Source organism: Virgibacillus aidingensis (assembly GCF_010994035.1).
GTDB lineage: Bacteria > Bacillota > Bacilli > Bacillales > Amphibacillaceae > Virgibacillus_N.
The window spans coordinates 46404-73303 of sequence record NZ_WIXN01000015.1 but is presented as its reverse complement, the minus strand read 5'-3'; the positions used below and the strand labels follow the sequence as shown (position 1 = coordinate 73303).

Annotated in this window: 26 protein-coding genes; 1 reads left to right on the top strand and 25 read right to left on the bottom strand. The window is 42.7% G+C overall.

Annotated elements, in window-relative coordinates:
• Positions 1-31: 31 nt before the first annotated feature.
• From GHD25_RS13425 to GHD25_RS13400, 6 genes are all read right to left on the bottom strand, one after another.
• Positions 32-460: an ATP synthase subunit I gene (locus GHD25_RS13425; RefSeq protein ID WP_462943763.1), complete on the bottom strand. Its 429-nt coding sequence runs from the start codon at positions 458-460 to the stop codon at positions 32-34.
• A 569-nt stretch (positions 461-1029) separates the two neighbouring features.
• Positions 1030-3204 carry a S8 family serine peptidase gene (locus tag GHD25_RS20195; RefSeq protein ID WP_164217655.1) on the bottom strand — a complete coding sequence of 725 codons (2175 nt, stop codon included), beginning with the start codon at positions 3202-3204 and terminating at the stop codon, positions 1030-1032.
• Positions 3205-3345: 141 nt separating this feature from the next.
• A complete protein-coding gene (locus tag GHD25_RS13415; protein WP_164217653.1) occupies positions 3346-3507 on the bottom strand; it encodes a hypothetical protein in 162 nt (53 codons plus the stop codon).
• A gap of 160 nt (positions 3508-3667) precedes the next feature.
• Positions 3668-4297, bottom strand: a complete 630-nt coding sequence (gene upp / locus GHD25_RS13410; protein ID WP_164217651.1) for a uracil phosphoribosyltransferase — start codon at positions 4295-4297, stop codon at positions 3668-3670.
• 274 nt (positions 4298-4571) lie between these two features.
• Positions 4572-5807, bottom strand: a complete 1236-nt coding sequence (locus GHD25_RS13405) for a serine hydroxymethyltransferase (RefSeq protein WP_164217649.1) — start codon at positions 5805-5807, stop codon at positions 4572-4574.
• A 297-nt stretch (positions 5808-6104) separates the two neighbouring features.
• Entirely contained in the window at positions 6105-6647 is a 543-nt protein-coding gene (locus GHD25_RS13400; RefSeq protein ID WP_462943771.1) for a TIGR01440 family protein, read from the bottom strand.
• Between the two features lie 162 nt (positions 6648-6809).
• Here GHD25_RS13400 and GHD25_RS13395 point away from each other — a divergent pair, with 162 nt between their 5' ends.
• Positions 6810-6992 carry a hypothetical protein gene (locus GHD25_RS13395; RefSeq protein ID WP_164217645.1) on the top strand — a complete coding sequence of 61 codons (183 nt, stop codon included), beginning with the start codon at positions 6810-6812 and terminating at the stop codon, positions 6990-6992.
• Between the two features lie 388 nt (positions 6993-7380).
• On the opposite strand, the gene rpiB is transcribed toward GHD25_RS13395, so the two are convergent.
• From rpiB to rpoE, 19 genes are all read right to left on the bottom strand, one after another.
• Positions 7381-7821 (bottom strand): ribose 5-phosphate isomerase B, encoded by a 441-nt coding sequence (rpiB, locus tag GHD25_RS13390; protein ID WP_164217643.1) that lies wholly within the window; start codon positions 7819-7821, stop codon positions 7381-7383.
• A 36-nt stretch (positions 7822-7857) separates the two neighbouring features.
• Positions 7858-9153 (bottom strand): methyl-accepting chemotaxis protein, encoded by a 1296-nt coding sequence (locus GHD25_RS13385; protein ID WP_164217641.1) that lies wholly within the window; start codon positions 9151-9153, stop codon positions 7858-7860.
• Positions 9154-9170: 17 nt separating this feature from the next.
• Positions 9171-9776: a low molecular weight protein arginine phosphatase gene (locus tag GHD25_RS13380; protein WP_164217639.1), complete on the bottom strand. Its 606-nt coding sequence runs from the start codon at positions 9774-9776 to the stop codon at positions 9171-9173.
• 456 nt (positions 9777-10232) lie between these two features.
• The gene (locus GHD25_RS13375) at positions 10233-11141 is read right to left on the bottom strand and encodes a diacylglycerol/lipid kinase family protein (RefSeq protein WP_164217637.1); all 909 of its coding nucleotides are present in this window, start codon (positions 11139-11141) and stop codon (positions 10233-10235) included.
• A gap of 204 nt (positions 11142-11345) precedes the next feature.
• The gene (locus GHD25_RS13370) at positions 11346-11894 is read right to left on the bottom strand and encodes a manganese efflux pump MntP (protein ID WP_164217635.1); all 549 of its coding nucleotides are present in this window, start codon (positions 11892-11894) and stop codon (positions 11346-11348) included.
• Between the two features lie 107 nt (positions 11895-12001).
• Positions 12002-13024, bottom strand: coding sequence for an L-threonylcarbamoyladenylate synthase (locus GHD25_RS13365; RefSeq protein WP_164217633.1), 1023 nt, complete (start codon positions 13022-13024; stop codon positions 12002-12004).
• Between the two features lie 640 nt (positions 13025-13664).
• Positions 13665-14069: a GNAT family N-acetyltransferase gene (locus GHD25_RS13360; RefSeq protein WP_240452366.1), complete on the bottom strand. Its 405-nt coding sequence runs from the start codon at positions 14067-14069 to the stop codon at positions 13665-13667.
• 121 nt (positions 14070-14190) lie between these two features.
• Positions 14191-14799, bottom strand: a complete 609-nt coding sequence (spoIIR, locus tag GHD25_RS13355) for a stage II sporulation protein R (protein WP_164217631.1) — start codon at positions 14797-14799, stop codon at positions 14191-14193.
• Between the two features lie 149 nt (positions 14800-14948).
• The gene (gene prmC / locus GHD25_RS13350) at positions 14949-15827 is read right to left on the bottom strand and encodes a peptide chain release factor N(5)-glutamine methyltransferase (RefSeq protein WP_164217629.1); all 879 of its coding nucleotides are present in this window, start codon (positions 15825-15827) and stop codon (positions 14949-14951) included.
• A 1-nt stretch (position 15828) separates the two neighbouring features.
• A complete protein-coding gene (prfA, locus tag GHD25_RS13345; RefSeq protein WP_164217627.1) occupies positions 15829-16899 on the bottom strand; it encodes a peptide chain release factor 1 in 1071 nt (356 codons plus the stop codon).
• Positions 16900-17265: 366 nt separating this feature from the next.
• Complete coding sequence (locus tag GHD25_RS13340) at positions 17266-17889, bottom strand: thymidine kinase (RefSeq protein ID WP_164217625.1); 624 nt, start codon at positions 17887-17889, stop codon at positions 17266-17268.
• A gap of 258 nt (positions 17890-18147) precedes the next feature.
• Entirely contained in the window at positions 18148-18393 is a 246-nt protein-coding gene (locus GHD25_RS13335) for a type B 50S ribosomal protein L31 (RefSeq protein WP_164217623.1), read from the bottom strand.
• A gap of 222 nt (positions 18394-18615) precedes the next feature.
• Positions 18616-19893: a transcription termination factor Rho gene (gene rho, locus GHD25_RS13330; protein WP_164217621.1), complete on the bottom strand. Its 1278-nt coding sequence runs from the start codon at positions 19891-19893 to the stop codon at positions 18616-18618.
• 534 nt (positions 19894-20427) lie between these two features.
• On the bottom strand, positions 20428-21396 hold the full coding sequence (gene glpX, locus GHD25_RS13325; protein WP_164217619.1) for a class II fructose-bisphosphatase: 969 nt from the start codon (positions 21394-21396) through the stop codon (positions 20428-20430).
• Positions 21397-21445: 49 nt separating this feature from the next.
• Entirely contained in the window at positions 21446-22732 is a 1287-nt protein-coding gene (locus tag GHD25_RS13320; protein WP_164217617.1) for a UDP-N-acetylglucosamine 1-carboxyvinyltransferase, read from the bottom strand.
• A gap of 123 nt (positions 22733-22855) precedes the next feature.
• On the bottom strand, positions 22856-23494 hold the full coding sequence (gene fsa, locus GHD25_RS13315; RefSeq protein ID WP_164217615.1) for a fructose-6-phosphate aldolase: 639 nt from the start codon (positions 23492-23494) through the stop codon (positions 22856-22858).
• A gap of 163 nt (positions 23495-23657) precedes the next feature.
• Positions 23658-24017, bottom strand: coding sequence for a response regulator (locus GHD25_RS13310; RefSeq protein WP_164217713.1), 360 nt, complete (start codon positions 24015-24017; stop codon positions 23658-23660).
• Positions 24018-24211: 194 nt separating this feature from the next.
• Positions 24212-25828, bottom strand: coding sequence for a CTP synthase (locus GHD25_RS13305; RefSeq protein ID WP_164217613.1), 1617 nt, complete (start codon positions 25826-25828; stop codon positions 24212-24214).
• 572 nt (positions 25829-26400) lie between these two features.
• Complete coding sequence (gene rpoE / locus GHD25_RS13300) at positions 26401-26886, bottom strand: DNA-directed RNA polymerase subunit delta (RefSeq protein ID WP_462943753.1); 486 nt, start codon at positions 26884-26886, stop codon at positions 26401-26403.
• Positions 26887-26900: the final 14 nt, after the last annotated feature.

The following is a 26900-nucleotide window of genomic DNA, read 5'->3' as shown; positions in this document are numbered from 1 at the left end:
AAGACAAACCAGGTTTTCTCAGGGAAAATATTCATTTCCTGCTTCCGCTGTCTGATTTGTCGGATTTCATATCATTGCGCAGTGAAAATAAAAGATAGTCCAGCATAATGATAACATAGGAAGTCCCCAGTCCAACAACTACGGCAATAATATGAAAATTTTCTTCAAATCGAAGCGCGATGACTACAGCTAACGCGGCGGCAGCCAGTCTTGAAAAGGTCCCGATGCCCATCATCGAACCCCGTTCGGCGGCAGCCCGGCCAAATTGGCTTGTTTTGCGCTGCAGCAGCCAAAGATTATAGAAACTTACGACACTCCCTAAAAGGAGCCCGAGGAAAACTCGCGGATATGGTGTGAAGCCGGCTCCGAGTACCAATATCGAAAGAAGATACAGCATCCATTTTCGCTGACGTATTGTCATCTTTTCGTATTCCGACATCTTGTCCACTACTCTCATCATTTTTCCCAAATAGCTATTGTGATCGAATGATTGTTTTTCATAGATTCGAGGGTGTAAAGATGATCATATCTTTTTCCATTTTGGCCTTTACAAAAAGGCTTAATCTGTCAGCATTCATTCCGGCAATTGTTTAATGATTTTCAGCTATTTGTTTTAAACTCATTACGAAAATCTTCCTATTAAATGGACCCTTTATCACTGCCATTGCTTCATGCTATTAGAATGATATGTATCAGCTTTATATAGCCCCTTTCGTTTGAAGCCCTTACCATTCCACACTAAGATAGTTTACAATAGCCGGTAGGTGTTGTCAATTACAATAAAGCATGTTTTCTCTTTATTCTACCGGCTTTTTCCGGAACCCCGATTTTCCTGGTATTTTGCCCGTTTCATACAGCCGATTGCATTAGCGGTCCAGTCACAAAAACAACAGTCTTATTTAACCATTTTACTGGATATTCATTATGAAATTAAGTGACATTTTTGTGAACATTGCATGTAATAATTTCCGGGACAGAGTAAGTTTATTCCCTGTCCCGTCAAATGTTATTTTCCGCTTGTCCACGTTATTATTCCGGTTCCATATACAGCTCCATCTGGTAGCTCTCATAGGTGCCGTCTTCCAGTGAAACAGTAATGATTGCGGCATAGTGCCCCGGCTCTCCTGCTTCTGATTTTTTCAGCTGTCCTTCGTTATTTCCAACCTGCACATCTTCCGTGTCCAGTAAATTACGCTCAAACATCAGTGTGTCCGGATCATATAAGTCTATTCTGACCCGTCTTGCCGGATCTGTAATATACAGCTGATAGGCAAAGACTTCATCAGAAAAGGGTTTCAGTGAAAACTCAAAGCCCATAACTTTTGGATTATCTGCTTCCTGATTTACAAATAAATAAGGCAGGTGATAGCTTTTTTCTCTTTCATTCAATGTAAGCCAGCCCTGATGTACACCTTCACTTAAATTGGGCGCTGTCACTTTCACGCGGACCGGAACCTCTCTTTTTTCCTTTGCTTCCAATGTGATTTGCTGCGGCAGTTCCCATGTGATTCCCTGCTGTTTATCCGGATAGGAAAAGTAATACGTCTTTTCTTCCTCTGACATATTTTCGATGGTGATTGTTTCTGATAATTCTTTCGTATACGTATCTGTTTTTCCAAAAGAAAGTAAAGGGTCGTAAATAATTGTATTGGTTTCAATGGCAGCTTCCGGACTAATCTCGCCCATCCCCTGGATAATCGGTTCCAGCGGGGTATGGTCTTCTCCTTTCATTCTGAGGGCGGTTGTTTTTAATGCACCGTGTATTTGTTCATTTGTCCAATCAGGACGGGCTTCTTTAATTAAAGCAATTGCCCCTGTGACATGGGGAGCAGCCATGCTTGTCCCCTGAAGCGCCTGGTAACCGCCCGGCACGGTGCTGACAATATTTGTGCCAGGTGCTAATATATCCGGCTTGATTTTCCAGTTTACCGTGACAGGTCCCCGTGAGCTGAAGGGCGCTGCCCCGCTGGCTACCTCCTTATAATCTGTTTCCAGATATGTCGCTTCTTTATTTAACTGTTCCTCCAGCCATGCTCCATCTTCCTTGGAAATAGCTGCTGCCGGTATGGAGATGGGATGGTTATCATGCTGGACGCTGCCTTGAAATATCCCTTCCTCGTTATTATGAATAATCACCGCAACCGCCCCCTGTTCTTCAGCTGTTTTCGCCTTATCAAACAAAGAAGTTTCGCCTCTTGCTATTAAGGCAATTTTTCCGGCATAGTCATCTTCCTTATTTGTGATTGGATATGCTTTTTCCACATCCCATGGCGGAGAACCAATCATTGGAGCAAAAGATATTTCTCTGTTTTTTTTGGATTCATATAAATAAGGCACCTCCATCTCCGGACTGTATGCCCCGACGGAGAACGCCCCGGCGGCTGCTGCGGGAGATCCTACTGTCCAATCATCCGGTCCGCTGTTTCCATTCGCAGTGACGACAGAGATACCGAGTTCTGCCGCACGATTTACAGCAAGACTTGTCGGATAATCCGGCCCGTTCACATTATTTCCCAGAGATAAGTTAATTACATCTGCACCATTTTCCGCTGCCTTTTCCATGGCGGCAATCACCTGGACTGACGTTCCTCTTCCGCCGGGCCCAAGTGCACGGTACGCATAAATTTCCGCATCAGGGGCAACCCCCTGCAGTTCCCCATTTGCAGCAATAATGCCTGCAACATGGGATCCGTGACTTGTTGGAATGCCTTCTTCAGGTGTTGTTTCCATCGGATCTTCATCCAAATCCACAAGATCATAGCCGCCCCGGTAATTAAGCTCAAGGTCCGGGTGGTTATAGTCAATTCCCGTATCGATTACCGCAACCTTTACGCCCCTACCGGTATAGGAGGTTGTATTTAAATCGGAAGGAAAAACAGTATTTTCACCTAATTCGCCGGCATCTGTAACCGGAGCAGGCAGTGTTTCGTAGGATTGAGCAGTATGCATGCTTTTAATAAATTCCAATGTTTCCATTCGTTCCAGTTTATCCGGAGAGCCTTGTAAAGCCAGCCCATTCAAAAGAATATCGTACGTTGCGACGACTTCAATAAAGGGATGATATGTTTCAATGTACGCTTTATGTTTCTGTGGATTTCCTTCCACTTCAATAATAACTGATTGAACATTCTCTGTTTCCGCTTGTACAGTTTGCGGCAGCAGTGTAAAGAAAATTAATGTCGCTGCGAGGAAGTATAGGCGCATGAATAACCCTCCTTTCCCATTCTAGTTTTTGGAAAAAGCAGGATATTATACACTGATGGGTGCAGCGGCTTTTGTGCAGAATTTTCAGGAGGGTGTATGGTGGGGCACAGCTATGAATTGGTATGTCCTTTTGTTTGGATGTTATTTCGGTTCTCCCAGCCGTGCCGGGGTACTTTTATTATTTTCTTTGTCCGTGGTGCGGTGTATATAATAAATATCTGCCCCCAGACCTCCTTCGCTGATCATATTCTCAATTGCACTAGTTTCATTGCTGTTTGGCCGGGACTGCTCCTCCGTGGACATGAAATTCCTCCCTTCTCCTTTGTGGATATTATTAAAATTGTATTCATGATGGGCATTGATTGTGCTTTATGCTGCATTGATTTATTCTATCGGGGAAAGCAGAACAGGAAAGAGGCGGAAGGTTTAGAGGGGATCTGACAAAAAAGAGACACCAAATATATTATTTGGTGCCGAATAAGCGGTCGCCTGCATCTCCCAGTCCGGGAACAATATATCCTTTTTCATCAAGTCCTTCATCCAATGCTCCCAAATAAATATCAACATCCGGATGTTCATCCTTTATTACTTCCACGCCTTCCGGGGCTGCAACTAAACACATAAGCCGAATGTTTTGTGCACCGCGTTTTTTCAAGGAGTGAATAGCATCATTTGCTGAACCGCCAGTGGCAAGCATAGGATCAATGACGATCAATTCACGTTCATGAATATCAGATGGCAATTTAAGATAATACTCAACGGGCTGTAATGTTTCCGGGTCCCGGTATAAGCCGACATGTCCCACCTTGGCAGCAGGAATCAATTTTAGCACGCCGTCCACCATACCCAGTCCCGCCCGCAGAATGGGCACAAGGCCTATTTTCTTGCCGGCAAGCACTTTTGCCTTTGCTTCCATAACAGGCGTTTCAATTGTTTTTTCCTGCAAAGGCAGATTTCTTGTAATTTCAAATGCCATCAGGGTGGCAACTTCATCAACCAATTCACGGAATTCCTTTGTTCCCGTATTTTTATCACGTATGTATGTGAGCTTATGCTGAATTAACGGATGATCCAGTACAAACACATTGGCCATTGTTGATCACTCCTTATAAATTAGTAACATCTTTCAAATTGTACTTAAAAAATACACTTGTTTCAAGCAGGAGGAAAATCTAATTTTTACTCATTGTTCAAGATGGCGGCCGGTGGATATGAACATGGTACAGTAAATGGCGTTTATACCACTTATAAACTAATGATGCAGTGAAAATAATTTTGTCCGGGCACTTAACTGGGAGAATAAGGCCATTATCGCGTCACTTTTCGGATACCAAAAAAAGATGCCGCATTCGGGCATCCTTTTAAATTTATGCATATATTGGAAATTTATTTGTAAGGGCAAGCACTCGTTCTTTTGCTTCCTTCAGTTTTTCTTCATTATCATGATTTTTTAAGGTAAGGGAAATAATGCCTGCAATTTCCTTCATTTCGGACGCGCCAAATCCGCGTGTTGTCACAGCTGCTGTCCCCATACGAACACCACTCGTAATAAACGGGTTTTCTTTGTCAAACGGAATGGTATTCTTATTTGTCGTAATACCAATATCATCCAATACTTTTTCCGCTGTTTTTCCTGTTAAATCCAATGGTGTCACATCGACAAGCAGCAGGTGGTTGTCTGTACCGCCGGATACCACTCGTACCCCTTCACTTTCAAGCGCATCACTTAATGTTTTTGCATTCTCGATAATCTGTTTGCAATACGTTTTAAAATCATCGGATAATGCTTCCTTCAATGCTACGGCTTTTGCAGCAATAATATGCATGAGCGGGCCGCCCTGCATTCCCGGGAATACGGATTTGTCTATTTTCTTTGCGTATTCTTCTCTACAAAGGATCATCCCTCCGCGGGGACCGCGCAATGTTTTATGTGTGGTCGTAGTTACAAAGTCAGCATACGGAACCGGGTTTTGATGTAATCCGGCTGCAACCAGTCCGGCAATATGTGCCATATCTACTAATAAGTATGCTTCAACTTCATCTGCAATCTCCCGGAATTTTTTAAAATCAAGGGGGCGGGAATAGGCACTTGCTCCTGCCACAATCAGTTTTGGTTTTACTTCTTTTGCTTTTTCCAATACGGTTTCATAATTCAGTTCCTCTGTATCCTTGTCGACCCCATAATCAACGAAATTGTACAGCTTTCCGCTGAAATTCACCGGGCTTCCATGGGTTAAATGACCGCCGTGATTCAGGTTCATGCCCAATACCGTATCACCCGGTTCGAGTACGGTAAAATAAACAGCCATATTCGCCTGTGCCCCGGAATGCGGCTGCACGTTAGCATGTTCCGCATCAAAAAGTTTTTTTGCCCGGTCGCGTGCGAGGTTCTCCACGACATCAACATGCTCACATCCGCCATAATATCTTTTACCCGGATATCCTTCTGCGTATTTGTTCGTTAAAACAGATCCCATTGCTTCCATCACTGCTTCGGAGACAAAGTTTTCCGACGCAATCAATTCAATTTTTTGCTGCTGGCGCTTTCTCTCCGCCTGAATTGCTTCAAATACTTCATTGTCGGCCTGTTGTATGTATTCCATTATGTCCATACCTCCCATATTTGATGTTGCTTATGTTAACGATGCAACACAAGTTTTACATGTAAAAATTAGCATTTACGGCGTTCAGCTGCATGGAGGCAGAAAATAGAATCTTTTTCCCTGTCTGCCTTTTGCAGCTTGTTATTTTCGAAAAACTTCTTAATAAATTCATTTTCTTAATGATTTTATATTATACTATTCCTTCTTCCCGGACAAGGCAATTCACGAAAAAAGTGAAGTATTTTATAGATTTACACAAAAATGTTCGGATTTTACCGATATTCCAACCATTATAAACTACTTACAGCTGTTATTTGCAATTGTTTCCTTATAACGTGCCCTTTGCCCGCCGATTAATTTGGGACGGGTTCTGGCAGCTGTTAATCTGGCATTTCCGATCCAGTTTTTTTTCAGACGCACAGGAACGGCAACATGTTTCAGGTGCATTCCGATCATGGTTTCGCCGATATCGATGCCTGCATCAGCCTGGATATGCTCAGCCAAAACAGGCTCCTGCATACTTTTAAAGGCATAGGAAGCCATGGACCCGCCTGCTTCCGGCACAGGCACGGCCGAGACTTCCGTCAGCTGAAATTGCTTCATTGTTTTTCTTTCCACTACAAGTGATCGGTTTAAATGCTCACAGCATTGAAATGCCAGGTGAATGCCTGCTTTATCCCGCAGCCGCTCCAGCTGACTGTAAACTGTTTCGGCTATTTCTTCACTTCCTGAAGTCCCGATTTTTTCCCCGGCCATTTCGCTTGTGGAACAGCCGATGACAAATACCCCATCTTCATTTAAATAACCGGACTCCAGCCATTCCTCCACAATCGCATTCATATCCTCACTTATTTTTTGTTGAATATCAGCCATAAGGCATCCCTCCATGTTTTTATTTTTAACAGCGTGGCGCAGTAACAGCCGGTGGCAGGGAATGTGTAGCTCCTTACCTGTCCGATTCGCAATTTCCCCGGCACTTTTTAGCAAAGGGGTGTTAATTTCATGGCAAATGTCACTCCCCCTTTAACACATGCAGTGGTGGGGATATTATTTATCACATTGCCAATGCCTGAAAATATAATGGTTTTTCAGTCCTTTGGACAGCATCCTTCACACCGCATGGGAAGATATAACGATACGATTATAAAGCGTTTCCTAAAAGCCCTGGCAAGAAGCTTTATTTAGGAACTGCCAAAAAAGAGGCCGGGACAAAACAATTTTAGTAAGCAGAAACCCGAACATACTTATACACTATGCTTAAAATCCGCTCCGAAAATATACTACGCTTTCACCATTGGCACAAGTGCGACATCCGATCAAACTCCCTTTGGCCGTTATCCCGGTGTCTGCTTTGCCGCGCGCGGCTGGTAAGCCTCCTCATGCGCTTCGTGCTGCAATTATCTCAGTGGTGCAGCACTCCTCGAAAGTAAAGATTGCTGACTCGCTTTAGGGGGCTTACCGATGCCTTTGCTCCCGCTGGAGTCTACGTATATTTCCGGAGCAAATATGGCAGATTGTTCGTCTTTTCTATACTTACTCCGTGTTCTGACTCAGCCTCTTCTAAATATGGAAGTTATTTGTTTTCGTACTCATCTACTTTGCCCAGGCGGTTGGCGTGCCGACCGCCGTCAAAATCCGTTTCCAGAAACACTTCCGCCACTTCCCGTGCCAATCCGGGGCCGACTACGCGTTCTCCCATGGCAAGTACATTGGCATCATTATGCTTACGGGTCATTTTAGCACTGAAGGTGTCATGGGTCAGTGCGCAGCGGATTCCTTTTACCTTGTTGGCGGCAATCGACATGCCGATTCCGGTTCCGCAGATAAAAATACCCCGGTCAAATTCCCCGCTTGCTACACGCTCGGCAGCCGGGAGGGCATAGTCCGGATAATCCACTGAAGTTTCACAGCTGCAGCCTGCATCTTCGTATTCTATTCCTTTTTCTTCCAGTAATTCCTTCACCGCATTACGGATCGTCATGCCTGCATGATCCCCGGTAACGATAACTTTCATTGTTATTGCTCCCTTCCTTGTTCTATCATCATTATATCAGGAAACCTTGAATTGATTGATTTGATTGTTTAACACTTTTGCCTGCTCTTCCAGTTTATGTGCCAGCTCATCTACTTTATCAATCGTTGCAGCCTGCTCATGAATCGCCGCATTCATTTCCTCTGCTCCTGCAGACGTTTCTTCTGCTATGGCTGCCACTTCCTGGGATTGTCTTACTGTATCCTCGATGGATTCCAGCTGCTTGTCCACCAGACTGGAAATGTCATCAATCTCTGCAGCAGTATCTGTCACAGAACCGGCCATTTTTTCAATGGCAGTATTAGTTTTGGCTCCATTTTTAGCTTCTTCCTTTGCAAAACCAACCGTATTTTTCATTTTTACTGTTACACTTTCCACGTCTTTCTGAATGGTTGTCAATAGCTCGGATATTTGGTTGACTGCCTGTGCGCTTTGATCTGCCAGTTTCCGTATTTCTTCCGCTACAACAGCAAAGCCTCTGCCGTGCTCTCCGGCACGTGCTGCTTCAATGGATGCATTTAATGCCAGTAAGTTTGTCTGTTCGGCAATTTCTCCAACCATGGAAATAATCGATTCCACTTGCCTGGCATTTTGATTTAAATGCTCTACATCGGCAAGGGAAACTTCCTGATCGTCGGCAAGGTTTTGAATTCCCTCTACTAATTGGTTTACCACGTCTTTGCTTTTGGATAACGTATCAAGCATGGTAATTGACTTCTCTTTTGACTGTGCAGCTTTATTTTGTACTTGCTTTGCAAGCTCCGTAGCCATTTCAACCGACTCTGCCGTGAATTGAATAGCTTCCGAAGCGTTTTCAGCCCCATTTGAAATATCATCGACGGAGCCGCGGATGAGTGAAGAATGCCGTGCGGCCTGTTCCGATGCCTTTTTCATCCGAGTAACTGACTCATTTGTATTATCAAAATGTCTGTCAATATTATGCACCATACTTGTGAGGCTTTTCAGCATTTTATCAAATGATATGCTGAGCGCACGAATTTCATCATCCGATTTCGGAATATTCACTTTCTGTTTCAAATTGCCATCCGCCGCCTTGGATGCTGCTTCATTCAGCTTTTCCATTGGTTTGGTAATGACCCCTGCAGCAAAAAAGGCCAAAAGCCCTGACCAAATAATTCCAAGTATTAATGTAATGATGGTAAATACTTCTTCTGAAATTTGCCAATAAGCATGTACATAATCATAAATCAAATAAATGAATAATGCACTGGTGCTGTACGTAATGATTGCTAAGGCAGTTGCAAAAAATACTAGTTTTAATCGAAGACTGAAGCGGTATTTTCTTTTCCCCATTTTTGCGTTTCCCCTGTCTATTTATTTATTTTCTCCTTTAACAGATCGACATAATGGGACAACTCATGCAATGTTCTTTCGTATGTCTCCAGGGCACCGCCAAATGGATCGGAAATATCATAATTAATCAGGCTTGCTTCCAGCCTTTTTATTTGTTCCATATCCTCAGCCATATGGTTTTGCAGCTCCTGATTCAGCTGATTATTATCAAGTTTATGCTCATTATCCCTGATAAATAATGCCCTTTTTTCTTCATAATCTGCATAGATCTGTTTTAATTCATCCCATACTTTTTTATCGGCTTCGGAAACGTATTCTTTTAGGGTAAAATATTTATCCTGGTAACCGGGAAACTCCATGATGAGAGATTGTTTGTGCTGTGTTGTCATGGTTAAAACAATATCCGCCCAGGTCAGCAGTGAATCAGTTACAGGCTGGGACTCGTGTTCCAGTTCAATATCATAGTTTTTTAATGCCTCTACCGCTTTTTGACTTGCCCGCTGATGATGCACAGCAAAAATCCCGGCTGACTTTACTTCAGCTTCCGGGATTCTATTCTTTACCAATGCTTCCGCCATGGGACTCCGGCAAGTATTCCCTGTACAGACAAACAATATTTTCATTCATTGAACCTCCACATTTTTTCTCTAAAGTTAATATATCATATTCCTTTACGGTTGTCAGAGTAAAGCTGCAGGTACAAGTAACCCTCAAAAATACAGGAAATCATTAAATCATTGAGGCAGAAGAGGAAGGAGGAAAGCTGCTAACTTTTCCGGATGAATTTCTTGCGTATTATTTGATGAGGGCGGTCCGGGACGAAAGACATATCCTTAACATTCCCCGCTTAGTTTATCTTCCGGAAATATTTTCCGATGTCAGTACGGGCAAAAGGGGCTGGGACAAAAGTATTTTTATCAAAGTAAAATCCGAACAATAATAATTAGCGCCTATAACCCGCTCCGGAAATATACTTAGCTTCAGGAATGCTCCAAAGCTTTAAAGGAAAAACATTTTTTAAGGCGTTTGCAATATTTCCGGCGCTGAAAAGGTGCATTTGCATCATTGCGGATATACGCTTACCCATTTTCGTTATCCATTCCTTTGATCATCTGTAAATGTCCAGGCAATACTGTAATCTCTTTAGGGGTGGTGCCGGAAATTTCTCCGTCCATATCAATATCTTTTTCCGGAGAGGTTATTATTTTTAATTTACTCGTCTGAAAGTGTTCCAGTTCCGTAAACTGCTCCCGGTCTGCATTCGGACTTCTCATGGATATTAGTTCCCGGAAAGCTGCCAGATTGGACTCCTTAATGATTAAAACATCAAACTTACCATCGTTGGCACGTATGGAGGGGACCGGCAATTCCGTTGTTCCGAGAAATTTTCCGTTCAATACCATTATCATTACCGCTTCCCCTTTAGGACTATGTTTTTCGGATATGACTTCATAATGAAAAATTTCCGCTTGATTTACAGTACGGATCGTACTCATCACATAACTGAGCACACCAAGATTTTTCTTCCGATCTTTATCAATGTTTTGTGAAGTTTCCGCAACTAGACCAATGCCCCAGAAATTGAGGAAATACCGGTCATCCGCTTTGCCTATATCCACTTCCGTGACATTTCCTGCTGCAATCGTTCGGGCGGCCTGTTCCAGTTCCTGGGGGATTTTCAGCATCCGGCTGAAATCATTTGCTGTGCCGGCAGGCAAGATGCCGATCACCGGGCGCTTTTTTAAAGGAGCAACTGCATTGATGCATGCATGCAGCGTTCCATCGCCGCCAAATATAATCAACAGATCTATTTCCCCCGAAAATTTCACGCACGATTCTGTTGCTTCTTCAACGCTGCTGGTTTGAATAATCGTCATTACTTTGATGCTTTGGGATAATATAGGCAAAGTTTTAGCAAGTTTTTCTTCCAAATCTTCGCTTCCTGCCCTGCTGTTAAATAAAAATAATGCTTTCTGATACCTTGGCATCTTCATTTCTCCTGACATTTTTATATAAATATTGCCTTTTAGTTGCGTTTGGAAACCTTTTATGATGAAAAAGGGGGAGAAACAATGCAGCTTAATTTTATGTAAAGATTTCCCAGCTCATGATTTACTGTTAAACAGCCTGCAAGCATGGGTGGGGAATAGGTTTTTAAGGGACAGGCTCAATCAATCGGGGAATTTCCTGCATTAAAATATTAAATGCAGTCCAAAACCGATGAGAATGCTTCCTCCAAGCATTTCGCTATAGGCGCCGAGAAAGCCGTACATTTTTCGGCCTGCAATCATTCCCGTCCAGGACAACAGCATACTGGCTGCCCCAATCAGAAGTAATGCCATTACTGTTTTTACACCGGATAAGCCCAGGCTCAAACCAACCGGAAAGCTGTCAATGCTTACCCCAAAAGCCAATAGTAAAAGACCGGTACCGATCGGCTGTATAATTTTTTTCGCTTCATGATTAAAAGCCGAAAATAGCATTTGCGCCCCAATCCCCACCAACAACAAACCGCCTGCCAATACAGTTAATTCATTGATTTGCGTGGAGATGACTTTTCCAAGCATAATTCCCATAAAAGGCATTATAATATGAAATATTCCGATAACAAAACCAATTAACGCCACCCGTTTGAGCCGCAGCCGCTGCATCCCCAGTCCAAGACTGACGGAAAAAGCATCCATTCCCAATGCTAAGGCTAAAAAAATATATGAAACAACCTCGCCAATATATACTGACATCTGCGCATCCCCCTTGGACATACTTGTAAAATATATGCATGTCCAAAAAGGATTATGATGTGCAAGCTAACGTCCCGTGAAAATACCTCATAGAAACGATGGAGGAGTCAAACCCCGATATGTTTCGCTGCCGCTTTTTTCAGTCTGTTCATGATAGCCTGCCCGATGCCTTTTTCGGGCAATGCTTCACATATAATGAGGTCAACATCCCCTTCTTTAAATGTTCTTAACGCATCATATAATTTGGCTGCGATTTCTTCCGGCTGGTTTCCAAGATCAAAAACCTGATCGGCATGGAGTTGAGCTGCCACATTGGTTTGCGCCATCACCCCTATCATTTTTGCATGACTTTTTTCCTTATCTATCATTTCCTGAATCTGCTCTGCCGTCCCTTCTATTAACCACAGGTCTACTTCGGGAGCATAATGCCTATACTTCATTCCGGGTGATCTGGGTTTGCCATGCTCATTCATTATACCGGGGTCAAGCAGCACCTTTCCTGCAGCTTTCTCCAGTTCTTCTTTGGTCACTCCGCCCGGCCGCAAAATAACAGGGATGTCCCCTGTACAGTCCAAAACTGTTGATTCCAATCCAACCCCGGTAGCTCCTCCATCAAGAATGCCGGCAATTTTTCCATTTAAATCAGCCCATACATGTTGTGCGGTTGTCGGGCTAGGTTTTCCGGAAGCATTGGCACTGGGGGCTGCCAGCGGAACACGGCAGGCTGTTAACAAGTCGCGTGCCACAGGGTGATCAGGTATTCTTATAGCGATAGTGGATAACCCGGCTGTCACATTACCTGCACATTTTCCATTATGCGGCAGGATAAAAGTAAGCGGACCCGGGGTAAACTGATCAATTAACTTATCCACATATCCAGGTGTTGATTCGACCAGTCCGGCTAATTGTTCCTTTGCTGCCACATGAGCAATTAAAGGATTATCCTGCGGTCGTCCTTTTGCCTCAAATATTTTGCTTACAGCTTGTTGATTTGTTGCATCAGCGCCTAACCCGTAAACTGTTTCCGTCGGGAAGGCAACGGTTTCTCCCTTTAACAGCAATTCCGCCGCCTCAGAAATGGCACTTTCCGTATATAATGTATCATTTAAGTCCCAATACTTTGTTTCCATTGCTGCAACCTCATTTCTCTCTATTAGTTTAATGGAAAAAAGCAGAATTCGCAAAAATAGCGGAAATGTTTATCCTTGTTTGTGGATAACTTTACCCTTTCCTTCTGAAAATCGATTTTATTAAGAAAAAAGTTATTTATAATAATCTATCCACAGGTTCTACACAATTTATCCTATCTTGGAAAATATATAAAGAATAAATGTCGTTAATGGAAAATCAGTATTAAAACCCAAACAAAGCTGACTTTCCGCTCAATAAAGATGCTTTAAGACAGGTGATATGCCATAGAGCTGCACACGGGCTTTCCCACAGAATATATTTGCTCAAATGCTTTATCGCCATGTTTTCTTACCGCAGTCTTTGCCCCAGCCCCTTATTTGCTGTGGACTTTTCCGTTCTTTCCAGTTCCCCCGGCACCGCTTCCGCTTTACGGTTATTTAATTAAAACAGGCAGTTATAGTTGAACATAAAAAAACACCTAAATAACGCTTTGAATAAATGCTTACTCAGCGTTATCTAAGTGTTTATAGACTTTTTGGAATGAGAGAAAAATGATACAGAAGTTATTCACAGAAATATCGTTTTACACACAAACCTTCCACAGTTTACCCACAACATTTCACATGGGAGTGGGGCCTATTATGAAACTTGGTAAGACCACCAATTTCCTTCCTGATTTGTATGTTTATCCACAAACAGCTTCCCCTTTTGTGGATGAAACTGCAGTGCATCCAAAATAATATCAACAACTGGCTGATGACTGTGCACATATACTTTTTTTGCATGCTGTTCTTTAGCAAGTACCAATATAGATTCCAATAGTACCGGCAATTTTGCTGCTTCATTTTTTGTTATGTACAGCTGCTTCAGCCAATACATTTCATTATCCATTTCTTCCAGTACAAAACACCCTTCGATTTTGTCGTTCAATTCTACTACATATCCATGCTTCATCAGTCCGTCTTTTTTTACATTTTCATTATTCATCAGAAATGCTTCCATTTTTTCTACAGAAACTTGATTCGCTCGGATTAGATTCATCATTTGGTGCGCAGATATGTCTGCACTTTCCTCCTTTCCCTATGTCGCTGGAAGTTTAACTGCCTGCTCTAGCAGCTATGATAGTATCGGCAGCTTTTCTATATTCTATGCATTTTAAGAGGAATTATGACCAGCCCAGCCATTCAAATAAGAAAAATTTCACTTCGGTTTCTTCCGTTTCTTCGGTTTCTTCAGTGCTCTCAGCTTCTTCGGGTTCCTTTGCAGCTGCACTTGCCTCATTGGAAAAATCGAGAAAACATAATGGCGGAAACAGTACACACCACCAGTTGGATCCGCTGCCCTCCCCAATGGTAATCAATACGGCTTCATATTCACCTGCCGGATAAACATAGGGACCGTATTGTCTTGTTGGAAAATCCACATTTTTTCCGTAGTCAACGCTATAATCTCTATCTTCTCCTTTTTCTGCCAGAACATCTTCTACTATATTTTCAATTTGAGGTGTGCGGGACTCTATTAAATTTCTTGCTTGATCAATATCAGTAATATCTTTTACCCATTCCGTAATTTCTTCATTAACTTCATCTCTTACCATATATTTAATTTGCTGATCCTTCTCACTGTCACTATTGGCAAGGATGCGCAGTCTGATTGCTTCATCGGGAATGACCTGATATTCTTCGTCAGTGCTTGCCTCATGGCTCACAGTTTGGGAAGGCAAAGTAAAGAATAATATAAAAGATATGAATACGAATAAAAGAAGTTTCTTCATGATTCCTGCTCCTTTGTTTTTCTGATTTAACATCAGTATGGGCAGGCAGTAAATATTTTAAACTAGCAATCTCTTATTTATTTTTAAATTGTCTTCTAAACCAGATGGAAAGGGTTGGCCAAACACCTTGAAATATAGAAAAGACCGGATTATTCGGCAGAGAGTTTTGCCGAAACAATCCGGTCTTTTCCGTTAATATCTTTGATTACATTCACGGTGCTATTCGGATAAACCTTTTTAATCAGTTGCCGGACTGCTTTTCCCTGCTCATGGCCAATTTCAAATACAAGAAGACCATTTTTATTCAATACAGATGGGGATTGGGCTATGATTTCCTGAAATGCCAAAAGCCCATTTTCACCGGCAAATAATGCGATTTCCGGATCAAAATCCCTAACCGTATCGGCCAGCATCGGTCTTTCCTGTTTGGCAATGTAAGGCGGGTTGGAAACAATCACGTCAGCCTTTATGTCTTGTTTCATAAATGGAAGTAAAAAATCACCCTGTACAAAGGTTACATCCGATTGCAGTTTTTCAGCATTTTCTTTTGCTGTTTTCAGTGCTTTTACGGAAATATCTGCTGCAAACACCGATGCTTTTTCAAGCTCCAGCTTTAAGGTAATGGCAATGATGCCACTTCCTGTACCAACATCTATGATAGAAAGTGGGCGGTTTTTGTTTACCGGCGACTGTTTCATATTTTCCGCTTCCTTAATCACGTGTTGCACAAGCTCCTCCGTTTCCATCCTTGGGATCAATACATTTTCATTCACAAAGAAGCTTCGGCCATAAAATTCCGCATTACCTGTTACATGCTGTATGGGCACTCCGGTTTCTGCATGTTTCCTTATGTCTGCTTCAAATTGGCTTAAAATGTCTTCCGGCACATGCTCCTGCATCTTCGTAAAAAATACCGCTCTTGATACATTTAAATGATGCTGGAGGAGTAATTCCGCCACGCGTGCTTCCCGCCGGTGCTTTTCTAAAAAAAGAGAAGCCCGGCGAAGGACTTCATATTGTCTGGTCATTTTATTCACCTATTTGTTCCAGCTTTTTCGCCTGTTCTTCCAGCAGCAGGGCATCAATAAATTCATCCAGCTTTCCCTGTAAAATCTGGTCCAGCTTTTGGATCGTCAAACCAATGCGGTGGTCTGTCACCCGGTTCTGCGGGAAGTTATACGTGCGGATCCGCTCTGAACGGTCACCGGTACCTACCGCTGATTTTCTGTTTTCATCATACTCCGCCTGTGCTTCCTGCTGGTATTTGTCATAAATGCGCGCACGGAGCACTTTCATTGCTTTTTCCTTATTTTTAATCTGTGATTTTTCATCCTGGATGGATACAATAATCCCGGTCGGCTCATGCGTCAGCCGTACAGCAGACATTGTCGTGTTTACACTTTGCCCGCCGGGACCACTGGATGCGAACGTGTCCACGCGGATATCTTTTTCATTAATATCAACTTCCACTTCTTGTGCTTCCGGCAAAACAGCTACCGTTGCCGTCGAAGTATGGATACGCCCTCCGGATTCCGTCTCAGGCACACGCTGCACACGATGTGCACCATTTTCATATTTCAATCTGGAATAAGCGCCATTGCCATTAATCATAAAAATAATTTCCTTATAGCCGCCTACACCTGTCGTGCTCGCTTCCATTACTTCTGTTTTCCAGCCATATTGCTCTGCATAACGGGAATACATGCGGTAAAGATCGCCGGCAAATAATGCAGCTTCGTCCCCGCCGGCAGCCCCGCGGATTTCCATAAAGACGTTTTTATCATCATTCGGATCCTTCGGCAGAAGCAGAATTTTCATTTTATCTTCCAGTTCATCTATCGTTTCTGTGAGCGCTGCTATTTCTGTTTTTGCCATTTCATACATTTCATCGTCAAGATCATCTTCCAGCATTTCTTTCGCATCTTTTAACTCGGAATCCGCTTCTTTGTATTGACGATAAGCCTGCACCACTTCTTCCAGGCCGGACTGCTCCTTCGAATACTCGCGGAGTTTGTTTGTATCGTTTATGATTTCCGGATCACTCAGCAGTTCATTTAATTTGTTGTAACGATCTTCCAATGATTGCAAACGTTCCAACATCACGATCACCTCTTTCAGACTAACAGTATAATTATAGTATACTCGAGGGGCCAGGTCAAAATTATATTGGAGAAGGTACGGGCTAGTAATAAGCGCTTTTCCTGACTTAATAACGTTTAAAACGGGAATAAAAAGGGGCAGCCTGAAATTTGAGGCATTTCGGGCTGCGGGATATTTCCGATTTACGCACGGTCACCATTGGGTTCAGCGGGAAACGTATTTACTCATTTTTACTGGAGCTTATTTTTTACATTCTCTTTAGACCTTTCTTCCGCTGGAATTTTCCTGTATTTCCGGAGCGGGTTTTAGCGCAAATTTAAGAATGTTTGGATTTCTATTTACTAAAATTGTTTTGTCCCGCCCGCCTTATTCAGTTACAGTTTCTGTCAAACCTTTTGTTATTTTTTTTACTGGCTTATTCGGTACTTCATGATGGTGGCGGCATCTTGGCTCGTAGGATTCGGCCGCGCCGACCAGAATAACAGGGTCATTGTAGGAGGCAGGCTCACCGTTAATGAGACGCTGGGTGCGGCTTGCCGGCGAACCGCATACAGGGCATATGGCGTTTAGCTTTGTGACTGATTCACTCAGCGCCATTAATTTTGGCATCGGTCCAAATGGTTCTCCCCGGAAATCGGTGTCCAATCCAGCAGCAATTACAAGGATTCCCTGATTCGCCAGTGATTCTGCAACGCCGGCAATATTTTCATCAAAAAACTGTGCTTCATCAATGCCAATAATATCAATGCTTTCATCCACATTGTTCAGTATTTCTTCTGAAGATATGACAGGAAGAGCTATGATGGAATTGCCGTTGTGTGAAACAACTGCTTCTTCATTATATCGATCATCGATGGATGGTTTAAATACGCGTACGGTTAAATTGGCAAACGTCGCTCTTTTAATGCGGCGGATTAATTCCTCTGATTTTCCGGAAAACATACTTCCGCAAATTACTTCTACCCATCCATTCTGTTTCATGACGTACATGGTCAAGGTACTCCCTTCCCCTATTCTTTTTTCTGTCAAATAAATGCTGTTTTATGTATTATCGGAAAGTCCGGCACCATAACCCAGTGGTGCCTGCACTTTCCTGATATAACTATCCTGTATACAAAGTAAAAAAACAGGCAAAATATAGACGTTTTGCCTGTCTTCCCGGACTTCGCTAAAAGTCCTTTATTCATTTTGCTTCAGCGTTTGAAAGCGGCCGTCATCAGACAGCAGCTTTTCTGCCGCTTCCGCACTTTATTTCATGTTATATTTTTTCTTGAATCGATCAACACGGCCGCCGACTTTATCGGTTTTCTGCTTCCCTGTGTAGAATGGGTGCGAATCAGAGCTGATCTCTACTCGAATTAATGGGTACGTGTTGCCGTCTTCCCATTCAATGGTTTCTTCAGATGACTGTGTAGAACCGCTTAAGAACTTAAAGTCTGAGCTCGTGTCCAAAAATACAACTTTTCTGTACTCCGGATGAATATCCTTTTTCATGTCTTCCACTCCTTTTTGCCCTGATTCCTTTTGAACCAGAGTTATTGTAAGAGCCGTCACAGGTGAAATACCTTATCAAAACTCACATAAAAAGATTATAACAGTCTCAAGTTTTGAATGCAATAGATGAAATATAAAATAAGTCCTATCCAAACATTTCCTGTTCCTGTAACAAAGCTCCTCTTTTTGCTGCTCCAAAGGTGCCGGCTTATAGAACGGATGCTATCTTTTCATTCCTCTGCGCTTCATTTCCTCTTCCATTTGTGCCAAAAACTCCTCGTTGCTCTTGGATGCTTTCAGCCTTCTCAGGAAGCGGTCAAGAAAATCGTTGGAATCCTGCATTGTTTTGCGGATTGCCCACATTTTATCGAGGTGGCTTTTATCAACCAGCAATTCCTCTTTCCTTGTACCCGATCGTAAAATATCGATAGCAGGAAATATTCTTCGTTCTGCCAGGCTGCGGTCCAAATGCAGTTCCATATTCCCCGTTCCCTTAAATTCCTCGTAAATCACATCATCCATTCTTGAGCCTGTATCAATAAGCGCTGTGGCAAGAATGGTGAAACTGCCGCCTTCTTCAATGTTTCTGGCTGCCCCGAAGAATCGTTTTGGACGGTGGAATGCCGCAGGGTCAATACCGCCGGAAAGTGTCCGTCCGCTTGGCGGGATAACCAGGTTATACGCCCGGGCAAGACGTGTAATACTATCCATCAGCACGATTACATCCCGCTTATGCTCAACAAGCCGCATGGCCCTCTCCAGTACAAGCTCGGAAACTTTAATATGGCTTTCCGGCACTTCGTCAAAAGTGGAACTGACTACATCCACGTCTTCATGAACAGAACGTTCGATATCAGTTACTTCCTCCGGCCGTTCGTCCACCAGCAAAATAATCAGCTTGGCCTCCGGATGGTTTTCGGAAATGCTGTTGGCAATTTCTTTTAACAATGTCGTTTTCCCGGCTTTTGGCGGAGCTACAATTAACCCCCGCTGTCCAAAGCCTACCGGTGTCATTAAATCGATAATGCGTGTCGATATTTTTCTCGTATTCGTTTCCAATGTCATCGCACGTTCCGGGTATAGCGGTGTCAATGCCGGAAAGTGAACACGCTCCTTGGCTGTTTCCGGATCATCCCCGTTCACCGCGTCCACATGCAGCAGGCCGTAGTATCTTTCATTTTCTTTTGGCGGTCTTACCTTTCCGGACACCTTATCTCCATTCCGCAAATCGAATCGGCGGATTTGCGAAGCAGAAATGTAAATATCTTCTGCACTTGGAGAATAATTAATCGGACGCAGGAAACCAAATCCTTCTGAAGGAATGATTTCCAGGATCCCATCCATGAACAGGAATCCGTCTTTTTCCGCCTGTGCTTTTAATATAGCAAATATCAATTCTTTTTTTGTCAATTTGGCATAATAGGAAACTTTATATTCTCTTGCCAATGTATAAATTTCTTTCAATGTTAAGGTTTCCAAATGAGAGATTGTAAATGCCATAAAATCACCAACCTATCTAACTGTTATGTTTTTTAATAATAATTTGACTACAATTCAGAAGCGGCCCAACTGTAACATCTTATCTTTGCTGAGATTCCTTACTGCTATGGAAGGTCATTACAGGATCAGGCAAGAAGAAAAATTTAGAAGCTAGATTAGAAGTCCGTCGTTGAATAAACCGGGCTTTTTGCTGTCAGGTTCAGACTGTGCGCATTCAGACCGGGCTGGCTGCGCAGCTTAATTGCATTAATGCAGGCAAAAAATAAATATATCTTTTATAATGGCGGGTTTCCTCTCTGAACAGACAGGAAATATTGTAAGTAATTAAATCTTACTCTTTTATTTAGTAATATTCAACTCTATTTTAAAATTTAATAGAAAAGGAAGCCAGAAATAAATGGAGGCTTCCTTTTCCTCGATTTACGGCAGGTACTTCGTAAAATAGGAATACTGGGGGATATACTCAGTGTACCCAGTCAAAATGTATTCCATACCTTTTGCCAACTTTTACCCAGGTACCACGGCCGGTAGAAATTATGACTTCATCACAAGATCGGGCTTTTTCTGGAGACTGTGTTCTCCATCGATAAACCTGACTGTTCCGCTTTTAGCGCGCATAACTACTGTTTGTGTTGTTGCTTTGACGCCTTTAAACTGGACTCCCTTTAATAATTCACCGTCTGTTACACCAGTGGCGGCAAAAATGGCATCATCCCCGCTGCAGAAATCATCCATGTAAAACACCGTATTTATATCAGTAATCCCCATGCTTTTGCAGCGTGCTTCCTCTTCTTCGTTTGAAGGCACCAGTCTGCCCTGGATTTCCCCGCCAAGGCATTTCAGTGCAACAGCTGAAATAACGCCTTCAGGGGCACCGCCGATTCCCATTAATATATCAACACCTGTCTCTTCAAATGCAGTATTAATGGCTCCGGCCACATCACCGTTTGGTATTAACTTAATTCTTGCACCTGCTTCACGGATTTCCTCCACCAGCTTATCATGGCGGGGACGGTCAAGCACCGTGACAACAATATCCTCTATATTTTTATTTTTCGCTTCTGCCACTGCTCTCAGGTTATCAATAGTAGGTGCATTGATATCAATTTTGCCGACGGCTTCGGGCCCCACAGCAATTTTATCCATATACATGTCAGGTGCATGCAATAATGTTTTTTCATCTGCAATTGCGATGACCGATAGTGCATTCCAGGTTCCCTGGGCTACAATGGAGGTTCCTTCCAATGGGTCGACAGCTACATCTACGCCGGGGCCATCTCCTGTACCGAGCTTTTCCCCAATATATAGCATTGGAGCCTCGTCCATTTCCCCTTCCCCGATTACTACAGTGCCTTTCATGGGGATAGTGTCAAATACAGTACGCATTGCCGAGGTTGCCGCATCATCTGCTTCCTCTTTTTTTCCTCTTCCCATCCATCGGGCTGATTTTAAAGCTGCAGCTTCCGTCACACGCACTAATTCCATTGTTAAGCTTCTTTCCATGTTTTCCCTCTCCTCGTTAGTAGGCTTTCTTTATGTTGAGCACTGGTAATTAAGAGTTTTGAAATTGAATGATTTCTTCCTCTGTCATTTCTTCATGCCAGACTTTTGCCCCAAGATTGTTTAATTTATCGGTAATCTTCTCATAGCCTCTTTCTATGTGCTCCAATCCGGTTATTTCCGTAATCCCGTTTGCCATCAGTCCGGCAATAATCAAAGCTGCTCCTGCACGAAGGTCGGTTGCTTTCACCCTGGCACCTTCCAGCTGCACCGGGCCGGAGACTATGGCGGAACCGCCTTCTACTTTTATCGATGCATTCATTCTTCTTAGTTCATCAATATGTTTTAAACGGGCGGAATAAATGGTATCGGTCACCACGCCTGTGTTGATTGCTTTAGTCAATAGTGAGGTGAATGGCTGCTGAAGATCGGTGGGAAAACCGGGATAAACGAGCGTCTTAATATCAACACTTTTAAGAACCTTTCCAGGCTTGACCAGTAATTGTTCATCGCTTTCTTCTACAGACACTCCCATTTCGCGCAGTTTCGCCAGAAGTGATTCCAAGTGCTGCGGGATAACATTATCAATGATCACTTCTTTTCCCTGGGCTGCAGCGGCAATAGTATATGTACCAGCTTCAATCCGGTCGGGTATAATCGTATGTTTACAGCCGCTTAAAGATGGCACACCTTCAATTCGGATTACGTCGGTTCCCACACCTTTAATTTTTGCGCCCATGTTGGTAAGAATAGTAGCTACATCAATAATCTCCGGCTCTTTTGCTGCATTTTCAATAATCGTTTTTCCCTTGGCTTTTACTGCAGCAAGCATAATATTAATTGTCGCGCCCACACTTACCACATCAAGGTAAATTCTCGCCCCTTTTAATTCATCTGCACGCAAATAAATAGCACCCTGTTCATTTGTTACCTCGGCACCAAGTGCTTCAAACCCTTTAATATGCTGGTCAATGGGACGCGGCCCTAAAAAACATCCTCCTGGAAGTCCGATTACAGCTTTTTTAAACTTCCCGAGCATGGCACCCATAAAATAATAGGATGCACGGAGCTTCTTGACTTTGCCATTGGGCAACGGCATGGAAACCATATTTTCCGGATTTATATGAACAGTTTGCCCGTCCCAGGAAACGGAACCGCCAATTTCTTCCAGTAATTCGCCAAGTGTGTACACATCGGAGATATCCGGCAGCCCTTCAATCGTCACGCCAGAATCAGCCAAAATAGCTGCCGGCAATAAAGCAACCGCACTGTTTTTCGCTCCGCTGATCCTCACCTGGCCATGAAGTAAATGGCCGCCTTCCACTAGCATCTTTTGCATCTATTATACCCCGCTTTCATGGGGGCTGACCCCTCATTTCAGGTTTTTCATTAAAGAAAATGCCCCATTATGCATTTTGGATTTATCTATAGTTTGGTCATGTTTTCCTTAATTTATGAGTGTTTATGCCTTATTCCAGTCAGCAAGAAATTTTTCAATCCCCTGATCGGTCAGCGGATGTTTAACAAGCTGCTCCAGCACTTTAAATGGAATCGTTGCAATATGTGCACCATTAACTGCGGCATCGATGACGTGTAATGGATGCCTGATGGACGCGGCAATAATCTGGGACTGGATATCATGCTTATTGAATATCTCCGAAATCGTTGCAATCAGTTCCATTCCATCATGGCCTATATCATCCAGACGGCCGAGGAATGGGGATACATAGGATGCACCTGCACGGGCAGCAAGCAGTGCCTGATTGGCATTAAAAATAAGTGTGACGTTTGTTTTTATGTTTAAATCACTAAAAGTCTTCACTGCCTTTAATCCTTCCAGTGTCATTGGCACCTTCACCGTAATATTAGGGGCGATGGCAGCCAGTTCTTTCCCTTCGCTGATCATTCCTTCTGCATCTTCGGCGATGACTTCCGCACTCACAGAGCCTGATACTTCATCGGTAATTTCGCGCAGGCGGTCATGGAAGGAGACGCCTTCTTTTGAAACAAGGCTTGGATTAGTGGTTACACCAGCCAAAATTCCAAGTTCATTTGCCTTTTTTATCTCTTCAATATTTGCTGTATCTATAAAAAACTTCATAGGGAAAATCCTCCTTTTAAACTATGTATGGGCACGCAGCACATGCCATATGAATATAATTTTCCTTTAGGCTACGCGGCGAATTCCATTCTCCTGTGACAGTCCGCATATGTCCCAATATTAGAATACCAACAACGAGGCGTATAAGCAACAGTCCCGGAAATCATCCGATTATTTTTTTGACGTTTCCCACCAGCTGCTGAATGTCAAAAGGCTTTCCCAGGACTTCTTTTACAAGTTGAAATTCACTCAGTTCCTTCTCTATTTCATCAGCCAGTCCGCTCATGACAATGATCGGTACATTTATATTATCCTGTTCAAGCTTCCGCAGAATTTCCACCCCGCTTATGATTGGCAGTTTATAATCCACAAGCACTGCATCGTACCTGTTTTCATATAGTTTTTTTATTGCTTCTTCCCCATCGGCCGCTGTTGTTACTTTATATCCTTCATTTTCAAAAACATCTGTTAATAGCATTCTAATTCCAGGCTGGTCATCAATGATCAGTATTTCTTTATGCATAGCCAAGCTTCTTCCCCCCAAATAACTTCCCCTGCTGTTCCCCCAAGTATATGGAGAATTATACTATCCTTTTCTTATTTTTCTTTATATATCTATTCTATATCTTCAGGGAAAAATCCTGCCAGACTGATTAATTTAGCATAAAAACGAAAGACTGCTTAATCAGATTTAAACAGTCTTTCGCAGCCAACTATTTATTTGTTTGCCGATTCGCGATGTGTTACTGATGCACCGATAAACCCTTTAAATAAACCCTGTGGTCTCGTTGGGCGTGATGTAAACTCAGGGTGAAACTGACAAGCTACAAACCATGGATGTCCTTCAATTTCTATTGTTTCCACGAGCCTGCCATTCGGACTCAGACCGGAAAAAATAAATCCATTTTGTTCCATTTGATCCCTGTATAAATTATTAAATTCATACCGGTGGCGGTGCCTTTCATGGATGACGTCCTGTTCGTCATAAGCAGCTTTTGTTTTTGTTCCATCCTTCAATTCACATGGGTAGATGCCCAGCCGCAAAGTTCCGCCCATATCTTCCACATCTTTCTGTTCCGGCAGCAGATCAATGATAGGATGTGCAGTAGCCGGGTTTATTTCAGTCGAATGTGCTCCCTCCAGCCCGAGTACATTTCTGGCAAATTCTACGGTCGCAAGCTGCATGCCAAGACATATGCCCAAAAATGGGACATTATTTTCCCTTGCATACTTGATAGCGGAAATTTTCCCTTCAATTCCCCGGTCTCCAAAACCGCCCGGGACAATAATGCCATCAACTTTAGAAAGTGCTTCGCGAATCCCGTCTTCTGTTAATTTTTCCGAATTAATCCAATGCACTTTAATATCTGCATCAAAATCAAATCCTGCATGCTTTAAGGCTTCCACTACGGAAAGGTAGGCATCAGGCAGTTCCACGTATTTTCCGACAAGCCCGATCTCCACGCATTTGGACAGATTATCCACTTTTTTCACAAGCAAATTCCACTCATCCATTTTCGCTTCATGGCAGTCAAGATTAAAGTGGTCGCAAGTAATCTGGTCCAGATGCTGCGCCTGCAGGGAAAGGGGAACCTGATATAAATTTTCTGAATCCTGCATTTCAATGACGGATTGCTTGTTGATATCACAGAACAAGGCAATTTTTTCTTTCATTTCTTCACTGATTTCCTGTTCTGTGCGCAAAACGATAACGTCCGGCTGGATTCCCAGAGAACGCAATTCTTTAACACTATGCTGGGTTGGTTTTGTTTTCATTTCACCTGCTGCTTTAATAAATGGAACCAATGTACAGTGAATGTACATCACCTGTTCTCTTCCTGCATCATTTTTAATCTGGCGGATCGCTTCCAGAAATGGCAGAGATTCTATATCCCCAACCGTGCCGCCGATTTCTGTTATAACTACATCAGCATTGGTTGCTTCACCGGCACGAAATACCTGCTCCTTGATTTCGTTTGTAATATGCGGGATCACCTGGACGGTACCGCCAAGATAATCGCCGCGCCGTTCTTTTCTGATGACACTGGAATATACTTTTCCAGTTGTAATATTGCTGTATTTATTTAAATTAATATCTATAAAGCGTTCATAATGTCCTAAATCCAAATCTGTTTCCGCACCATCTTCGGTGACAAATACTTCGCCATGCTGATAAGGACTCATGGTGCCGGGGTCGACATTAATGTACGGATCAAACTTTTGAATCGTTACTTTCAACCCCCGATTTTTTAATAAGCGGCCCAGAGATGCAGCTGTAATTCCTTTTCCCAGTGATGATACTACGCCACCTGTTACAAAAATATACTTCGTCATGATTCATCCTTCTTTCCTGCCGTATTCTATTTTCGTATTCCTTTTTTAAAAAAGCGCATGATAATTGCAGGGTGCTATTCACCTTTTACTATAATTACTTCCTGTCCTATTAAAAGGATGTGCAATAACCCAGGTAAGCATGAAGATTTTATTAAGGATTCTTCAAATAAATGCCGGAGGCGCCCGGATACTTCTATTTTCGTAGACTGAAAAAGTTTTTCTTTCCCAGAAAAACCCCGGGAATACGAAAGGCTTTATGTTCCAGGTAAATACTACATGCTATAAAAGAGCTTCTGTATAATACGGTAAGGAACGCGTTTGTTTGCTTTTTCATCTTTTTACATTTTTACTATGTTTCCCGGGTTAATGTAAATAGAAAACCATTTTATGCTTGTCCTGTGTCAACCGAATGTATTAAAGGTTTTTTGCATGAAGAAGATACATAGTGCAAGGTCTTTTTAAAAAATAAAAGCGTCTCCCCCTCATACCATGGGGGAAACGCTATAATTACACTTATAGAGCCCAATAAAAATTGTACTCATCCTGCCTGTAAAAGTCAAGCCGGCTTATTATTAAATTTTATCTTCTTCTTCCTCTTCAAATTCAGCATCTGCATCCAATTCATCGACGACTTCTTCTTCCTCTTCATCATAATCATCAATGATTTCATCCATCTCTTCATCCGGAATATCCAATTCTTCCTCTTCCAGTCCTACATCCTCTTCTACCGCAGCTGCTGCTTTTTTCTTTTTCTTCTTTTTCTTTTTTGGAGCAGCTGTTACTTCTTCATCGATTTGGTCTACCGGATACCAGCGCTTAAGTCCCCATTTGTTGGAACCAATCGTGAGAAAGCGGCCATCCACATTTAGATCTGTATAAAATTGGGAAATTCCTGTTTGCTTATCTGTTTCGGATAAATTTTTCACTTCGGCAATTTTTTCAAAAATCTCTTTGAAATCCATTGCTTTTTTCTCTTCCATCAGTACTGCATTTGCCAGTTCAATCATGGACATTCTTTCCAATTCATCGTGGCTGTAATTTTTCAAGCTCACGGTCATGCACTCCCTTTACT

Excerpts from the sequence above, each read along its gene's own strand:
- GHD25_RS13425 (WP_462943763.1), bottom strand. The coding sequence starts at position 460 with ATGATGAGAGTAGTGGACAAGATGTCGGAATACGAAAAGATGACAATA.
- GHD25_RS20195 (WP_164217655.1), bottom strand. The coding sequence starts at position 3,204 with ATGCGCCTATACTTCCTCGCAGCGACATTAATTTTCTTTACACTGCTG.
- GHD25_RS13415 (WP_164217653.1), bottom strand. The coding sequence starts at position 3,507 with ATGTCCACGGAGGAGCAGTCCCGGCCAAACAGCAATGAAACTAGTGCA.
- upp (WP_164217651.1), bottom strand. The coding sequence starts at position 4,297 with ATGGCCAATGTGTTTGTACTGGATCATCCGTTAATTCAGCATAAGCTC.
- GHD25_RS13405 (WP_164217649.1), bottom strand. The coding sequence starts at position 5,807 with ATGGAATACATACAACAGGCCGACAATGAAGTATTTGAAGCAATTCAG.
- GHD25_RS13400 (WP_462943771.1), bottom strand. The coding sequence starts at position 6,647 with ATGAATGCGATTGTGGAGGAATGGCTGGAGTCCGGTTATTTAAATGAA.
- GHD25_RS13395 (WP_164217645.1), top strand. The coding sequence starts at position 6,810 with ATGGCAAATGTCACTCCCCCTTTAACACATGCAGTGGTGGGGATATTA.
- rpiB (WP_164217643.1), bottom strand. The coding sequence starts at position 7,821 with ATGAAAGTTATCGTTACCGGGGATCATGCAGGCATGACGATCCGTAAT.
- GHD25_RS13385 (WP_164217641.1), bottom strand. The coding sequence starts at position 9,153 with ATGGGGAAAAGAAAATACCGCTTCAGTCTTCGATTAAAACTAGTATTT.
- GHD25_RS13380 (WP_164217639.1), bottom strand. The coding sequence starts at position 9,776 with ATGAAAATATTGTTTGTCTGTACAGGGAATACTTGCCGGAGTCCCATG.
- GHD25_RS13375 (WP_164217637.1), bottom strand. The coding sequence starts at position 11,141 with ATGCCAAGGTATCAGAAAGCATTATTTTTATTTAACAGCAGGGCAGGA.
- GHD25_RS13370 (WP_164217635.1), bottom strand. The coding sequence starts at position 11,894 with ATGTCAGTATATATTGGCGAGGTTGTTTCATATATTTTTTTAGCCTTA.
- GHD25_RS13365 (WP_164217633.1), bottom strand. The coding sequence starts at position 13,024 with ATGGAAACAAAGTATTGGGACTTAAATGATACATTATATACGGAAAGT.
- GHD25_RS13360 (WP_240452366.1), bottom strand. The coding sequence starts at position 14,069 with ATGATGAATCTAATCCGAGCGAATCAAGTTTCTGTAGAAAAAATGGAA.
- spoIIR (WP_164217631.1), bottom strand. The coding sequence starts at position 14,799 with ATGAAGAAACTTCTTTTATTCGTATTCATATCTTTTATATTATTCTTT.
- prmC (WP_164217629.1), bottom strand. The coding sequence starts at position 15,827 with ATGACCAGACAATATGAAGTCCTTCGCCGGGCTTCTCTTTTTTTAGAA.
- prfA (WP_164217627.1), bottom strand. The coding sequence starts at position 16,899 with ATGTTGGAACGTTTGCAATCATTGGAAGATCGTTACAACAAATTAAAT.
- GHD25_RS13340 (WP_164217625.1), bottom strand. The coding sequence starts at position 17,889 with ATGTACGTCATGAAACAGAATGGATGGGTAGAAGTAATTTGCGGAAGT.
- GHD25_RS13335 (WP_164217623.1), bottom strand. The coding sequence starts at position 18,393 with ATGAAAAAGGATATTCATCCGGAGTACAGAAAAGTTGTATTTTTGGAC.
- rho (WP_164217621.1), bottom strand. The coding sequence starts at position 19,893 with ATGGCATTTACAATCTCTCATTTGGAAACCTTAACATTGAAAGAAATT.
- glpX (WP_164217619.1), bottom strand. The coding sequence starts at position 21,396 with ATGGAAAGAAGCTTAACAATGGAATTAGTGCGTGTGACGGAAGCTGCA.
- GHD25_RS13320 (WP_164217617.1), bottom strand. The coding sequence starts at position 22,732 with ATGCAAAAGATGCTAGTGGAAGGCGGCCATTTACTTCATGGCCAGGTG.
- fsa (WP_164217615.1), bottom strand. The coding sequence starts at position 23,494 with ATGAAGTTTTTTATAGATACAGCAAATATTGAAGAGATAAAAAAGGCA.
- GHD25_RS13310 (WP_164217713.1), bottom strand. The coding sequence starts at position 24,017 with ATGCATAAAGAAATACTGATCATTGATGACCAGCCTGGAATTAGAATG.
- GHD25_RS13305 (WP_164217613.1), bottom strand. The coding sequence starts at position 25,828 with ATGACGAAGTATATTTTTGTAACAGGTGGCGTAGTATCATCACTGGGA.
- rpoE (WP_462943753.1), bottom strand. The coding sequence starts at position 26,886 with ATGACCGTGAGCTTGAAAAATTACAGCCACGATGAATTGGAAAGAATG.